11 protein-coding genes are annotated in these 14,232 nt (G+C 38.4%); 3 read left to right on the top strand and 8 right to left on the bottom strand.

Annotated features, from left to right (window positions below; translation table 11 throughout):
- Nucleotides 1-148 precede the first annotated feature (148 nt).
- Nucleotides 149-1,642 (bottom strand): BCCT family transporter, encoded by a 1,494-nt coding sequence (locus tag B2R65_RS00240; protein ID WP_154944391.1) that lies wholly within the window; start codon nucleotides 1,640-1,642, stop codon nucleotides 149-151.
- Between the two features lie 228 nt (nucleotides 1,643-1,870).
- Between B2R65_RS00240 and B2R65_RS00235 the strand changes: the two genes are divergently transcribed.
- Both B2R65_RS00235 and B2R65_RS00230 read left to right on the top strand, forming a co-directional pair.
- Nucleotides 1,871-2,287, top strand: a complete 417-nt coding sequence (locus B2R65_RS00235; RefSeq protein WP_004587826.1) for an MgtC/SapB family protein — start codon at nucleotides 1,871-1,873, stop codon at nucleotides 2,285-2,287.
- A 169-nt stretch (nucleotides 2,288-2,456) separates the two neighbouring features.
- Complete coding sequence (locus tag B2R65_RS00230) at nucleotides 2,457-3,641, top strand: acetyltransferase domain-containing protein (protein WP_286740002.1); 1,185 nt, start codon at nucleotides 2,457-2,459, stop codon at nucleotides 3,639-3,641.
- A 60-nt stretch (nucleotides 3,642-3,701) separates the two neighbouring features.
- Here B2R65_RS00230 and B2R65_RS00225 read toward each other — a convergent pair whose 3' ends face one another.
- From B2R65_RS00225 to B2R65_RS00215, 3 genes are all read right to left on the bottom strand, one after another.
- Nucleotides 3,702-4,727 carry an energy transducer TonB gene (locus B2R65_RS00225; protein ID WP_138578158.1) on the bottom strand — a complete coding sequence of 342 codons (1,026 nt, stop codon included), beginning with the start codon at nucleotides 4,725-4,727 and terminating at the stop codon, nucleotides 3,702-3,704.
- Nucleotides 4,728-5,119: 392 nt separating this feature from the next.
- Nucleotides 5,120-6,928: a CBM96 family carbohydrate-binding protein gene (locus tag B2R65_RS00220; RefSeq protein WP_286739938.1), complete on the bottom strand. Its 1,809-nt coding sequence runs from the start codon at nucleotides 6,926-6,928 to the stop codon at nucleotides 5,120-5,122.
- 588 nt (nucleotides 6,929-7,516) lie between these two features.
- The gene (locus B2R65_RS00215) at nucleotides 7,517-9,424 is read right to left on the bottom strand and encodes a beta-ketoacyl synthase (protein WP_154944387.1); all 1,908 of its coding nucleotides are present in this window, start codon (nucleotides 9,422-9,424) and stop codon (nucleotides 7,517-7,519) included.
- A gap of 124 nt (nucleotides 9,425-9,548) precedes the next feature.
- Between B2R65_RS00215 and B2R65_RS00210 the strand changes: the two genes are divergently transcribed.
- Nucleotides 9,549-10,559 carry a GlxA family transcriptional regulator gene (locus tag B2R65_RS00210; RefSeq protein ID WP_054982430.1) on the top strand — a complete coding sequence of 337 codons (1,011 nt, stop codon included), beginning with the start codon at nucleotides 9,549-9,551 and terminating at the stop codon, nucleotides 10,557-10,559.
- Between the two features lie 28 nt (nucleotides 10,560-10,587).
- Here B2R65_RS00210 and B2R65_RS00205 read toward each other — a convergent pair whose 3' ends face one another.
- From B2R65_RS00205 to B2R65_RS00190, 4 genes are all read right to left on the bottom strand, one after another.
- On the bottom strand, nucleotides 10,588-11,244 hold the full coding sequence (locus B2R65_RS00205) for a hypothetical protein (RefSeq protein WP_154944385.1): 657 nt from the start codon (nucleotides 11,242-11,244) through the stop codon (nucleotides 10,588-10,590).
- Between the two features lie 69 nt (nucleotides 11,245-11,313).
- Entirely contained in the window at nucleotides 11,314-12,420 is a 1,107-nt protein-coding gene (locus tag B2R65_RS00200; RefSeq protein WP_154944383.1) for a hypothetical protein, read from the bottom strand.
- 103 nt (nucleotides 12,421-12,523) lie between these two features.
- Entirely contained in the window at nucleotides 12,524-13,036 is a 513-nt protein-coding gene (locus tag B2R65_RS00195; protein ID WP_029774420.1) for an MgtC/SapB family protein, read from the bottom strand.
- A 16-nt stretch (nucleotides 13,037-13,052) separates the two neighbouring features.
- Nucleotides 13,053-14,162: a GNAT family N-acetyltransferase/peptidase C39 family protein gene (locus B2R65_RS00190; protein WP_154944381.1), complete on the bottom strand. Its 1,110-nt coding sequence runs from the start codon at nucleotides 14,160-14,162 to the stop codon at nucleotides 13,053-13,055.
- Nucleotides 14,163-14,232 lie beyond the last annotated feature (70 nt).

Here is a 14,232-nt window from a genome sequence, read left to right as displayed (position 1 = left end):
GATCAAAAATATTACCTAAATTATAAACATCTTTAAAAATAGTATTGTAAAAATATGTATACCTGTTCTATATACTTAATTTTGAACGGCCTAAGCGTACAATTTAATACAGTGCGTCATCCTTTTATTAATAAAATGGGTTTAAGCCCTAATACTTAAATTCACTTATACACTCTTTTATAAAGCCCACCAGCTGTAAAATAAAAATAACTAAAAACGGTAAAGCGCCAATAATAGCAATGGTTCTGTTTAGTGGCTCATTATTTTGTACCAGTAATATAAAGGCACAAAGCCCAAGCGCGAGTGACCAACCATAAATACTCCATGCTTTTGCCTTTTTGCTATTTGTTAAATCACGTATTACTAATATGGCCGAATCGGCTGAGGTAACCACAAAAATAAGCAACAATAACAAGCTTGACCAAATAAGTACGGCGCCTTGCCAGCCTAACTGCTGAAAAAATATAAATAGCCCTTGGGTATAGTCGGCTTTAATGGCATCTAAAATACCGGCATGGTAGGTTTTATCCCATGCGATAGCTGAGCCCGAAAACACACTAAACCACACAATAGTCACAAGCGTAGGTAGCAAAACTACGCCCAATATATATTGCCACACTGGTCGGCCTTGGCTAATTTTAGCTAAAAACACGCCAACAAAAGGTCCCCACGCTAACCACCAAAAATAATAATTGTAGGTCCAGCCATTTGCCCACTCGGGGTTATTAAGTTGACTTTGTAATTGCCATGCCCCTGTAAAAATAAGCCGTAGGTAATCCCTTGTGCCCTCAATGGCAATAGCCATTATAGGCTGTATGGGCATTAACAAAAGCAGCCACAATAAAAGTAAAAAAGCTAGCCAAACATTAAACTTACTCAGCGTTTGAATACCTTTTTTAAGCCCAAGCTTGGCCGATATTGTATACAGCAATACAATTAAGCTGATTATGATAAAACCAGATACAAGCGCTGACTCTATCCCTAAATTTATTTCAATTCCCTTGCGTAGCAATAACGTAGAGTTTGCAATTGTCCCAACCACACCAAAAAAAATGGCAAGCACGGCCACTAATTTAACAATAAAGGTAAGCCTGTTTTGGTATTTTATATTTATAGCGCCTTTTAACGCACTGATTACCGGTGCGCTAATATCACCACTGCAATGACTGTTTTTTGTTAAGCCACCTAACACAAGCCCAAATACAGCATAAAGAGCCCACGCATGCGCCCCCCAGTTAACCAACGTCAGCGCTAAAGCACTACTTACTTTGTCAGGGTAAAGTGTATGTTTTAAAGGAGAGTTAACTACATTCAACGCAGGTTCTGCAACTCCCCAAAAAATTAAGCCCGACCCCATCCCTGCGGCAAAAAGCATAGAAAGCCAGCCAAATAAGCCAAATTCAATACGGGCATTGTCACCGCCTACTTTTCGCCTCCCAAGCGGGCTTATGGCAATAACGATAACTGCAAGTAATAAAAAATTTACTAACAAAAAAAACGGCGCACCTAAAAAACTTAAAGCGTTATTTATAAGCGGTTGCAAATGATTAATAAGTAATTGAGGCGCCAAAAAAGCAATAGCACAAAGAGTAAGACAAAGTAATAACGCTATTTTTTCAAGCTTGGTTGTATGTAAAGGCAAGTGAAATACTGTTTATTAATGTTTAATAATAAAATAATACGCACTTTGCTTAATTAATTAAACGCATAGGCAGGGTTTATCTGTAAAAGCGTAAATTAACTATGTAAATGTTACCAATTAATCAATTAACGCCTCTCACATTTAAATTTAACACATTGATTTTAAGCAATAAAATAAGCTGGCCTGTAGGTTGCTATTAGTTTACACCTTTAACCAATAGAGACCATTATGGAAATTGATTTACAGTGGAACGAAATCATCGATAATTTAGTACACCTTGGCATTGCCTACATACTCGCCCTGCCTATGGCTTACGACAGGGAACGAAGCCACCATGGTGCAGGGTTAAGGACTTTTCCGCTTGTGGCAGTTGCCTCATGCGGCTATGCGGTAATTGCTATGTCAGTGCTAGAAGGTGCAGAAGCGCAATCTAAAATGCTACAAGGGATTATTACCGGCATAGGCTTTATTGGCGGTGGTGCAATTTTAAAAAATAATAAATCTACATCGGGTACCGCAACAGCAGCAAGCATATGGAATATGGGTTTAATTGGTATAGCGGTTGCCTACAGCCGTTACGAAATTGCTATTTTATTAGCTATCATTAATTTTATAACACTGAGGTACATTAAAAAGTTTAAGTAATGCTAAGGTGTACCATTATGAAATTACTAAAAAGAAGATAAATTGTGAGTAACTACTGCAACCTAAATTAATGTAATAAATCAAGGCGCTTGAAAGCGCTCAAGCTCGCATGACGATACTATATAACATATAATATCGGCAAATTTATTCAACGTATTTGAGCTTAATGATGTCGTCTCACTCTACAGCCCCTCGGTTACATCATATTGATTTATTGCGTGGCATTATCATTATATTTATGGTGATTGACCATGGTATGTATTATTGTCTTAATTACTCAGTAACCGATCCTATGGCGGTTCCGGGTACCAGCCCTATTACTTTTTTCACCCGCTTTATTTCGCACTTTTGCGCCCCTTTATTTGTTTTTTTAGCAGGCCTTTCAGCAGCTGTTACCGAGCATAAATACGCTTCAACTAAGGCATTTTCTTACAATTTAATTGTCCGTGGTTTGGTGCTAATCATTTTTGAATTTACCATTGTTTCGTGGTCATGGAGCTTTAACCCCGCTTTTCCAATGTTATACGCACAGGTCATTTGGGCGATAGGCTGGGGATTTGTCATATTAGGCTTATTACGTTTATTAGGCACTTATGCAGTGCTAATAAGTGCTTTATTGTTGGTGTTTGGCCATAATCTATTTGATGGCGTAAGCTTTGAGCCAAATACGTTCGCACATACACTTTGGTCTATTGCACATCAAAAAAATGTACTTGAACTACCTTTGGGCTTAAAAATGAGAACAACTTACCCAGTTGCGCCCATTGTAGGTTTAATGGCTTTAGCCTACTGCGCGGGGGTATATTATAAAAAACACCAGTACAAAGCTCAGGTGATGAATTATGCAGCTATATTAGGTGCAAGCTGCCTTGCTTTATACACTGTGCTGCGCGGTTTTAATTTATACGGCGACACTTCAGTATTTACTATTCATACCAATACTATTAATACTGTTATGTCGTTTTTAAACCCGACAAAATACCCACTGTCATTACAATTTATGTTGCTAACCGTGGGCCTTGGGCTAATTGCGCTTAAACTTTTAAGCCATGTTAAAGCCGACTTTTCTCGCAACTTTTTACAAGTGCTTGGTAAAACCAGTATGTTCTCATACCTTGCACATTTGTATTTATTGCACGCTGTCGCTTGGTTGCTTATCCCTGTTTTAGGACTTAGTTTTAGCGACATGACATACGGTGACACATTAGTAGGCCTTCCACCGGGGTACGGTATGAGTTATGGCGCAACTTTGTTATTTATAGCTGTGGTTATAGGCTTAACCACTTTACTTGCAAAACGCTATTTAGGCTGGAAGCGCAATAATAAGCACACTCTAATTGCTAAATATATATAACAAAAACCCCACATAATATTGTGGGGTTTTTATTTAAATGCTTATTACCAATAAAATACTTTATAAAAAGCTTTCACCAGTTTGTTTTAAAGTAACCGTTTGCGCCTGTGCACTTTTAATTAATAGCCCACAACGAATATCATTTTTTGAAATTAATATTTTATCAATCTCGTTGGTATTATAATTAACGACTTTGTTTTCACAGCGAAGTTGTACTTTAGATAACGGTTTACTCGCACTAAGTTCAACCGTACCTTTAGAAAGTAAAGGTAAAACCGCTTTTTCAGACTCAAGCGTTATTTGTTGATTTATAGCGCCAGAGTTTTTATAAATGTCATTCACTTGTGCAAGTAATTGCGCTCTATTTTCCTCGCTAAACGTTATTGATTCAATATCACCTAATGCATCAATTGCATCGTAAGCACGTACGTAGTCTTGTTTTGAAATAAACCATTGTAAGGCATTTTTAATAACGCGTTTTTTTATTTGATCCGGTAAGTTATCTCTAAACAAAAAGGCTTCATAAATTGACTTATCAAAGCTTTTCCAATCTTGCACAAAGTAGCTATGTTGGCTTTTAAGCCAAGCCAGTAAAACTATTTCGACTGTGTTTTTAGTGTGTTCGTTTTCAAGCTCAGTAATATACGTTTTAGCTTCATCGTACTTTTTATCATCAATAAGCTGGCTGGCTTTCTCATAATCGTCAAAAAACGCCGGGGATGCCTGATCGTTAGAAAAACTAGCATGTACATTTTGCGAGCTTACCGTAATAGTTTTCGCCGTTGGCACGGCACTGCCATTTATCTGTGCACTTTTATAATTAAGCTTAGAAACATAATCGAGAGCTTCTCGTTGATATTTTTTTTGACCAAGCGAAGCCACAATTTCGATATCACTCACCTGGCCGTTTTCATCAACCACGTAGCTACTTAAATTAATCCCTTCTAACCTCGATGCACGCGGCGAGGTATTAGTAAGCTGGTCGTAGTTTTTATTAATAATTTCAGCAGCTACAAAATCATCTGCTGATACTGATAAGTGAGTAAAGGTTGAAGCGAGAGAAAGTGCTAGTAAAAGTTTTTTCATCGATATATCCATCCTAGATTATGTTTCTATTATAAAAACAAAGGTACTCCATAAATGCAAGTTAATCCATAAAAAACACGTCATTTTTTAATCAACTTTATACCAATCTGCTTTATTAAGTGAGCTATTATGAGGCTGGAAAAACGTGTTTGTAGCTAGGTAAAAAATTCGCTATTTAATTAATCTAATTGAGAATTTTAACGCTTGTAGCGACATGTTTAGCCGCGCAAAATGATTGAGTATTACGGATTGGTATTATTATGGCTTTTATAAAAAACACAGGCATAAAAAAAGGCGCCTTAAACAGCGCCTTTGCTACACGTTGCTAAGTAAATAGTTTAAATCAGTATTCATTTTTATGTAGCCGGTTACCCTAAATTTTAATACTAATTTTACTCTTGGTTTTTCCATACTTTGACATAATCAACAAGCATTGTGGCCACAAAATCATCATCAATATTACGAGTATTACCGTCCCATCCACCGACTTGTAATGATAAGATCACATATGAGGGTAAGCTGCCAATCCGCTCGCTTTCATATTCCCATACTTTTTCACCATCGATATACATTCCAACGTAATTAGGGGCCCAATGCATACCAAATAGATGAAAGTCATCATCTGTTTCATTAAGGTAAAGTTTATCTGACTCTACTGATGCATGTTTACTACCGTATCCATCCCAATGTAGAGCAGCCCAACTGACACCGCCGCCCCACACGCCTAAATACTCCATAATATCGAACTCCATACCCCTACCAAAAGTGGTTGATGTATCGCCCCACACATCTTTAACCAATAAAATAGGCTTCTCGCCATAGTTTTCTTTAGCATACTCACCACCACGAACTGTTGCATCATCAGTTATTCCTATATTTGTGTCATTAACAACAAGTACAGGCCTATCAGCTGAGTTTTCTGCTTCATTACTGAATATTTCTAAAAGCTGTTTTCTCATATAGTTATCGACTAAGGCAAAGCTGGCATCACTTCCCGCATTTTTCTGCTTTTGAATATAATCAGTAACATCAACCTCAATAATATCACCAGATGAAGCACCATAACGGTGAGTAAACCAAATGGGGTCAATCTTCGGCTTTGTATCCCACGTTACTGTACTCTGAGACCAATCACTCGAAAGTGTTTTATGTACTGCAACACTACTTTTATTTGTTGCTTTAGAGACCTTGAGCTTTAGAAGTGCTGAGTCAACCGTATCTGATATATCATCAAGACTAAATTTTAATAAAGCTTGGCGTCTATAAGTATCACTCCCATAAATTCCTTTATCAGCTAACAGCCAAAAAGCAGGCCACGTACCATGTATTGAGTCATACTTTATCTTGGCTTCGAAGTATCCATATTGCTGTCTAAACTGGCCAAAAGTACTGATCTCAGCCCCTTTATAATGACGCGTTTTATCTCCTTGACTAAAGAGTTCTCGTTCGGCTTTGAACATCAGCATACCGTTTTCAACACTAATATTTTCACTTCCTGCATTAGCAGCAATGCCACTCATACCTGAGTATTGCTTGCCAACTTTCCACTTATCAGGGTTGAGGGTGTTTTGGTTAAAGTCATCTTCAAAAGTAAGTACCCAATTCCCTGGCGCCGGAGGGTTAGTAGTTACAATCGATTTATTCTCTTTAAAATAGACTGAATCCATATAAAATATACCTGTACCGTAAGGGCCCTGAATACCTACTGCGAGTACATTCTCTCCTTCGTTTAAGTTAAAGTGTTTAAGGTGTATTTGAATTGTATGCCAAGTGTCATCTGAGTAGTCATTATGTCCTGGCTCGCCATTAATGGTCCAAAACTCGCTATTAGAATCATCTAGATTTATCTTTAAAGAGTTTTCCCCCCTACGAAACATAAGGGTCCCTTTACTACCTGACTTTCGGTATATTTTTGCTTCGAGGATAGTATCTTCGTATGGCGGTACTTGTGCAATGCGCAAACCCGATTGGGTCCAATGATGGGCTGACATTACGATTGCTTTATCGCCATCAGCTACTGGTTCATCTATCTGCGTTAAGCTTGATTCACTGGATGAAGTAGACCACAAAGAGGTGCCATTTTGGGGGTAATCATCAAATAAAACGGTTTCAGCAATACTAATGTGCGGTAGAACCAACAAAATATAAAAGCTAAGTAAAAACTTACCTTTTATCCGACGAATTTTTAAGGTTAATTTCATTGCTATTCCTAAACTAATTAATAATTTGAATATTTACCTAAGCAGAAATTAATCATTAACTGTTCAGGCGTACGTTAAATTTACAAAGGGTTGTAAATAAAGTTCATAGCCAAATTAGTAATTATTTAATTGTAGGAGTAGTTTTGATATGGCTTATCTATTAAAAATAGTATGGAACATCGCTAGTGTTTTTCAATTATTTTTATTGTTTAATACTAATCATAAGTTATTAATTTTATCTTTTTTAAACTTGATATCATAGAGTTAAAAATATAATTAAATTTTTATTAAAGTGTGTTTTTACTGCAAGAAAATACTTACTATTTATTCATCAATCTAATCGTTGCTTTAACGGTTATGAGCTATAAAGCACCTCTTAAACTCATATAAATGATCACATCTGTTAGTAAGTAGAAAAAACTAAACCAGCGTGATTCGCTATTATTTACAATAAACATTGTCAACATCTAGGTAAAAATTCACAGCAGTATATTTTAATTGCAAAACAGAACACACCGTAGGTTTAGCTGATTGAAAAGATGAAAAAAAGGCGCTTTAAACAGCGCCTTTGGATTCAAGTATGTGTGCTTAAAACATATCTTGATAGGAGTTGGTTGTATTAAACGAAATTGCTTTATCAAAACCGGGAAGCTCTATGCTGTCCTCGCCAATTACAATGTCGTTATCGTCAATGGCGCCATCACCAAAACGATATACTAATTCGTACTTACCAAGGTCAGCTTGCGCTTTATAGGTATTTTGCGAAGCAACAACGGATGTGTTTTTATCAGCGTAATCACTCAGCGCTTTTTCACCATGGCGTTTAGCAAGCATTTGTAGTGTTACTTTAGCGCTTAGTACAGTAGCAGTGGCGTTATTACCGCCAAAACCTTTTGAGTTTATAAAGGCTATGTCCATATCGCCACAATCGTAGTGGCTGTTACGTATATCTAAGTGTTCAGCATAAACATCGTCGGCAACTTTATCTATGGTAGTAATACCCGGCATAATATTATGGCTAAATACACCCAGCGCAATAGCGAGCTGATCGCCACTGGCGGGGGCAATTGTATGCCCTACATAAGCTTTTGGCGCCGTCACTTTCCAGCTATCAATGGCAAACGTTTGTGCCACTTTATGGTAAATAAGTGACTCTGTTACTCTATTTTGCGGCGTGCTAGAACCATGCGCTAAAATAAAGCTGCGCTTTTGTAACGCCTCTTTACCTAATAAACTTGTTGCAAGCGCTGCAGATTTGGCCATTGTAATGTAGTTACCAGGGCCCGGTGAGGTGATTGATTTTTTTATACCATCGGCATTTACAAATACATCCGGTACTGAGCCCATAATGTCTGCACCTAGTTCAAGTGCTAACGCATCGTCCATTAAAATGGCCACTTGTGCGCCTTCACCTAATGTAAAACCACAGTTTTCGCCAAATGGACGGCTGCTTTTACGGTAATTTGGCTCTTGTTCACTGCTTAAATTATCTAAACGGCGCAGACCTTCAACATTAGCAAGGGCGCTCATATTACCAAAGCCTTCTACTACTTCAGGCGTAATAGCGCATTCAACACTTGCTACCACCGCAACACGGGTGCGCCCTGCTTGAATATCGTTTACTGCAGCGCGTAAGTTATATAAAAATGTGGCACATGCACCCGAGGTAGAAAACGTAGTACCTACATTACCTGTAACGTAGGCGTTTATAAAATCAGTCGACATCGTGTTTAAGCCAAGTGCTAATTGCTTTGTACTAACACGATCGCCCTGCTGGCGTGCTTTAACTAAACCGCCTAATCCTTTGTCGTCCATTTGGCCAATAACCGAGGCTGAATAAGTACCAATTTTATCTGGCTCTACGCTATTCATTATGCGTTGCCAATCAAGACCAGTTGACTTAATAGCATCGTTTGCAGCAAATATAGTGGCTTGCAAACCACGTGGCTGGTAACGGCTGTTATACATTATTGATGGATCAAACCCGGTAGGAAACTGACCTGCCGATTTAATTGGGTTATCACGGGTAGAATCTAATTTTACATCTAGCTCTGCCGCTATAGTCACTTTTACTTTTTTGCCTTCAAGCTCTTGAACTTTCCAACTGGCAGGCACTGGGGTTGGTAAATCGCGTGCGCGCGTTTCAAACACAATTGCGTTTTCATCAGAAGACTTTAACGTCATCTTTTGCTGCCAAGGCGTGGCATCTGCATCAAAGTGCTCTTTTTCAATTTTACGAATAAGTGTGCCAGCAATAATTTGCTCACCAAAGCGTGCTTCTATGTCGCTTTGCTCAACATTATTACCGTTTGTGTCTTGTAATTGACCATCAACAACGCGTACTAAGTTCATTAATGTGGCGAGGCCTAAAAATGTTTCACTACGAGCTTGTGCGTTTAATGCGTCTAACACGATACGGCGGTAACCTTGATGAAAAGAAGTACGGCCAGCGGCGTTAATACCACCCATGCCTACTATTACGGGTAATGCTGTCATAATTAACCTTTAAAACGTGTTATAGGAGAAGCAAACAGTTTAATTGGATTAACCACAACACTTTGTGCTTTAATAGCCAAATATTCAGCATTAAAGGCCAAAAAGTACTGGTCGGAGCATTCACATGCATAAAAAATCAGTAAACCCAGCGTTAAATATTGCCATAGCAGTGTACCCGCATTTACTTATTACCAGTTTAACACTGCCTATTGAAATGCTAAGAGCGGGTGAGGCTTATGCAAAAGGCCATTTAAGCCACACGGACTTTAGACCGCTTAGTATAAATTTAATTGCTAAAAATAATGAGCCAATACAAAACCGTACTGGGCTTGCCATAGTTCCCGACTGCACCACACACAACGCGCCCTACAACGACCTAATTATTGTACCTGGGATTTGGCGAAACCCTCGTCCGGTCGTACGTACTAATAAAGAAGTGGTTGAATGGCTACAAGAAAGCTTTGAAACCGGCAGTCATATAATTGGTGTAGGCACGGGTAATTGCCTAGTTGCAGAAGCGGGCTTACTTGATGGGCACCCTGCAACAACCCACTGGCATTACGCCAAACAATTTAGCCACGACTACCCGTTAGTGCGCTTAAAGCCCGACTTTTTTATCACCCAGTCAGAGCGCATGTATACGGTGGCAAGTTTAAATGCCCTTGCCGATGTGATCGTTCATATTATTAGCCAATACTATGGCAAAGCCGCTGCGCAACATGTAGAGCGTAACTTTTCGCACGAGGTACGTAAACCATACGAAGATCAGCGCTATCTTGAAGGCGCAGTTGACCGCCATCCAGATGAACTCATAGCGCAAATTCAGTTTTGGCTTAAAACTAATTTAGCCAGCGAGTTAAACTTACAAGAAGTAGCCGCCCAATTTAGTTTGAGTTACCGTACATTTACCCGCCGCTTTAAGCTTGCGACTAATCAAAGCCCTATAGAATATTGGCAACAATTACGGGTAGAAGGCGCTAAAGAGTTATTAGCTTCATCTAATTTAACGATTCAAGAGGTAGCACTTGAGGTCGGCTATAACGACCAAGGCCATTTAACCCGCGTATTTAAAAAAGTGCTTAGCCAAACGCCAAGCGAGTACAGAAAAGTAGTACGAAGAAAATTATTTGGTTAATTTTCACCTTGTAAATATGCACAATGAATTACTTAGTTTCGATAAATATATACGAAGAGGCGAACCAAACAGGTAATTTTTTAGAGTCCTTTAATTTATTTTTTATTGATAAGTCAACAGAAGCTTCGAATGCTAAATAATATAAGCCCGACCTTTCAATTTCAGTAAAAAAAGATAAAGTCTTTTTTACTCCAACAAGCAGATGTGCCTTCTCTATATATTTTTTATTCTGAGAATTTTTATCCTGAAGTCTAGAGTATAGAAGTGGGCTTAACGACGACTCCCCTTTCAATTTATCACCTTTATACTTAGTCAGATAAATTTTTAAAGGTGATTTCACCCAAGACATACGAACATCATTGGTCCCTGTATTTTTAATAATTACATTAACTATCAAGCCTACGTTCCCATTTGGAAGGCTAGTTGTTTTTAAGTCAATATCTATTACGCTGGAATCAACCCCATTAATTTTATTTTGTAAATCTGCGAGCTCTGCCTTACTTTTAGATAACTCGGCTGTCGTTTTCTTTAACTCAGCCTCAGCTCTATCTTTTTGTAAAAGTGTATCAAACGTATGATAAGCCCAGAAACCAGAAACAACTAAACCAAAAGCTATAACAATAAATTGAAGGGTCTCTGCCCAGTTATCTCGCCATGGTTTTTTAAATGCATCAAAAAAGTTCACTTGCAGCCCTACATGTTCATAATAGAAACATTTTATAGTTATATTTTAAGTTAATTATTCGGTTATTAATTATAGAATCAGCTTATTAGAAGGCGTAGCCTCACCAAAACCATCATCTAGTTCCAGTAACGCCTTATCTGCTTTTTTTATCTTTAAATTTAATTCACTTTTACTATTACTAAATTTCGTTTCTATTTTTACTGCTTCTACTAATTTAGCTATTTTACTACTGGGGACTGTCATATCAGCTTTAATCTCCTCTGCAACAGAGATCTGTGTATTAAATAATGCAGCAAAGGCAGCTGCAAAATAAATATTTTTTATAAAATCATTTGTATTTAACTGAAGATACTCAACACCAGGAGACATAAACGCATGTTGAACTGTCAGTTCATAGTTGAAAGTACTTGCGTTATCATTTAAGAAATTATGAAAATTATCTAAAGACGCATCATTCTCTCCGTTACATGTCTTCAAAAAAGAAGAAAGTAACTCTAACTGTCGATAAGTGATTGATAAATTGGCGACTTCATTATTTCCTAAAGCTTTTTCTGAAGCAATATTAACTGAACATCTAACTTCATCATTAACTAAATGGATTGGGAAAAGCCAATGATTTAAAGCTTGGATATGCTCACTTTTGTTTACTCCAAATACAGCACCAGTATTTTTTAAACTTCTTTCTAAAGGATAAGGAATCTTATCTCTACTTTGGCTTCTACCCCAGTGGACGTCGTATCTTAAAGAAAAATCACAAGTCTTTACATCTTTTACTTTCACTAGATCTGTTAATTCTATTGATTGGTCACTAAAATAACAATCAGACTTAATAACGCCAGCAATAATACGCTCATCGTTTACACTAATGACAATATCATTCTTTTTGATATCTGTGATAAACCGTTTTATCTGAGCGTTTTTATTACCTACCTGACTTTTTGATTCCCCTTTTTCAAGAAGAAACTTCTGATGTGATGAAATTATTTTTGATTTTTGTTCAATGGAGAGGAAGCTAGTGTCTTCTAATGCAGATAGATTTAGCATATCAGCATGACCAATTGCTACAAGATTATTTTGAACGAAATGAGAAAAAAAGTGAGCCCCTACTCCAGCCCTAACGACCCAATATTTTCTATCTTCGGGAACTGGAAAAACATCTATACAAATTCCTTGCATTCTTAATACCTTTAATCCATTAAAAAGCTAGTTTCTCATTAATCTAGTGTTCATGTAAATAAATAAATTCATTAAAGTAAAACGCTACTTTAGTGGCGTTAAATCAGTGGCTTTCTGGGTCGTTAAAGTCTTTTCGGTAGTAACGTTTTTGATAATTTTTTACTTTAGTGTGTACGCCTTTGCTTAGGCTTTTAAATTTTGCCTCCAGTACATCTACACCGTATAAAATACCAACCACCAGCACCGAAAGTTTAATGGCAGCACCTAAATTGTCGGTGGCTATCATTACGCCAATTGAGGCAAGCACCCAAATGGTTGCAGCAGAGGTTACCCCTACTACAGCGCCGTCTTTTGCAAGCATGACCCCTGCACCTAAAAAGCCAATACCTGTAATTATCTGCCCCACTACACGCGAATGATCAATCACATCGCCTTGTAAGTTAAACGCGGTTGATAAAAACAAATACGTGCCCAGCGTTATGAGCGCTGAGGTACGAATACCCACAGGTTTACCGCGCAATTGCCGTTCTAAGCCAATTATTGCACCGCAAAAAGCGGCGGTGCCAATGGCTGCCCACGAATAAGGCGCTACATCAATTAAATCTAAAAAAGTCACTCTTAACGAAAACCTATTAATTATTAGCAATGGCCACCGCGGTTCTTAAACGTTGGCTACCAAATGCTGACATTTTACTAAAATCACTGCGCGCTATAGGCACGTACTGGCAATCTATTGCGAGCTGTTTGTCACTGCCTGGCTCGCAAAATGGGTCATGAACATACACGCAGTGCTCATCAAGGTGGGTAACACATACCCAATGAGGTGATTTTTTACCATCAAACCGGTATGTGCTAATTAGTAACAGCACACTAAAGCCTTGGCTTAACCACTGTTCAATATGCTCAAGCTCTACATCTTTATAGCTAAGCGGTATATTTGCCTGCGCTATACCCTCTACAAATTGTTGGTGTACTGTTGAAAGCACCACTTTTTTGTTTTCATTGCGTACACCATCTAAAAACAACGGCTCTGTGGTATTTACCATTACCTCGCTTTTAAAGCCGCGTTTATTAGCCGCCAACGCTAAACCAAACGGATGGCAACCACCGTGGCCCGATGTCATAAAAATAGTGGTGCCTTCGCGCCAAAGTGCCAGCTCATGTGATTGGCTAAGCTCCGTTGTTGGCTCAAGTGCCCCCATTGCCATTAATAACGCCGCTGGCCCACAGGTAAACTCGGTAGTTTGCTGATACCATGGCGTTAATCGCGCTACTTTTAGCTCACTCGTTTGGCGAATATTTTTTTGCATTCGCAGTGCATCACTATGATCGTCATAATAATCGCTATATTGACCAAACACTCTGTAACCCAAGCTTTTGTAGAGCCCTATCGCACTTTCGTTATTTACCGCCACTTCTAAACGTAAGTAAAGTCGCCCACGCTCGCTGGTTTGTTTTTCAAGCGCAGCTAATAGCATTTTGGCAATGCCTTTGCCTTGCATTGTGGGTTTTACAGCAAGCGAATATAAACGCGCTAAACGCGTGCCTTTATGGCACCACACCAGCCCATAGCCGCATACTTGCTCGCCATTATCGGCAACGAGCAAAATACCGTGCTTAGCATTTAACCAGCGCTTTAAGCTACGCGGGCTCAATTTATCGTTATTAAAGCAAGTATTTTCAACGTCAATCAATGCGTTTAAATCACTGCTAAGTGCCTGTCGAATAACAAGGTTACGCATGTTATTACCCACGGCCTCGCGCTTCTAAACGTTGTTTAAATTCGTCCATAATGATCATGTATAGCTCGTC

Source organism: Pseudoalteromonas sp. UBA2102, from assembly GCF_002331165.1.
In the GTDB taxonomy this organism is placed as follows: domain Bacteria; phylum Pseudomonadota; class Gammaproteobacteria; order Enterobacterales; family Alteromonadaceae; genus Pseudoalteromonas; species Pseudoalteromonas atlantica.
The sequence above is the reverse complement of the archived record's forward strand: the minus strand, read 5'-3'. Positions and strand labels throughout refer to the sequence as shown.

What these genes read in the sequence shown, in the direction of transcription:
- B2R65_RS00235 (WP_004587826.1), top strand. Translation starts at nt 1,871, where the DNA reads ATGGAAATTGATTTACAGTGGAACGAAATCATCGATAATTTAGTACAC.
- B2R65_RS00230 (WP_286740002.1), top strand. Translation starts at nt 2,457, where the DNA reads ATGTCGTCTCACTCTACAGCCCCTCGGTTACATCATATTGATTTATTG.
- B2R65_RS00225 (WP_138578158.1), bottom strand. Translation starts at nt 4,727, where the DNA reads ATGAAAAAACTTTTACTAGCACTTTCTCTCGCTTCAACCTTTACTCAC.
- B2R65_RS00220 (WP_286739938.1), bottom strand. Translation starts at nt 6,928, where the DNA reads ATGAAATTAACCTTAAAAATTCGTCGGATAAAAGGTAAGTTTTTACTT.
- B2R65_RS00215 (WP_154944387.1), bottom strand. Translation starts at nt 9,424, where the DNA reads ATGACAGCATTACCCGTAATAGTAGGCATGGGTGGTATTAACGCCGCT.
- B2R65_RS00210 (WP_054982430.1), top strand. Translation starts at nt 9,549, where the DNA reads ATGCATAAAAAATCAGTAAACCCAGCGTTAAATATTGCCATAGCAGTG.
- B2R65_RS00200 (WP_154944383.1), bottom strand. Translation starts at nt 12,420, where the DNA reads ATGCAAGGAATTTGTATAGATGTTTTTCCAGTTCCCGAAGATAGAAAA.
- B2R65_RS00190 (WP_154944381.1), bottom strand. Translation starts at nt 14,162, where the DNA reads ATGCGTAACCTTGTTATTCGACAGGCACTTAGCAGTGATTTAAACGCA.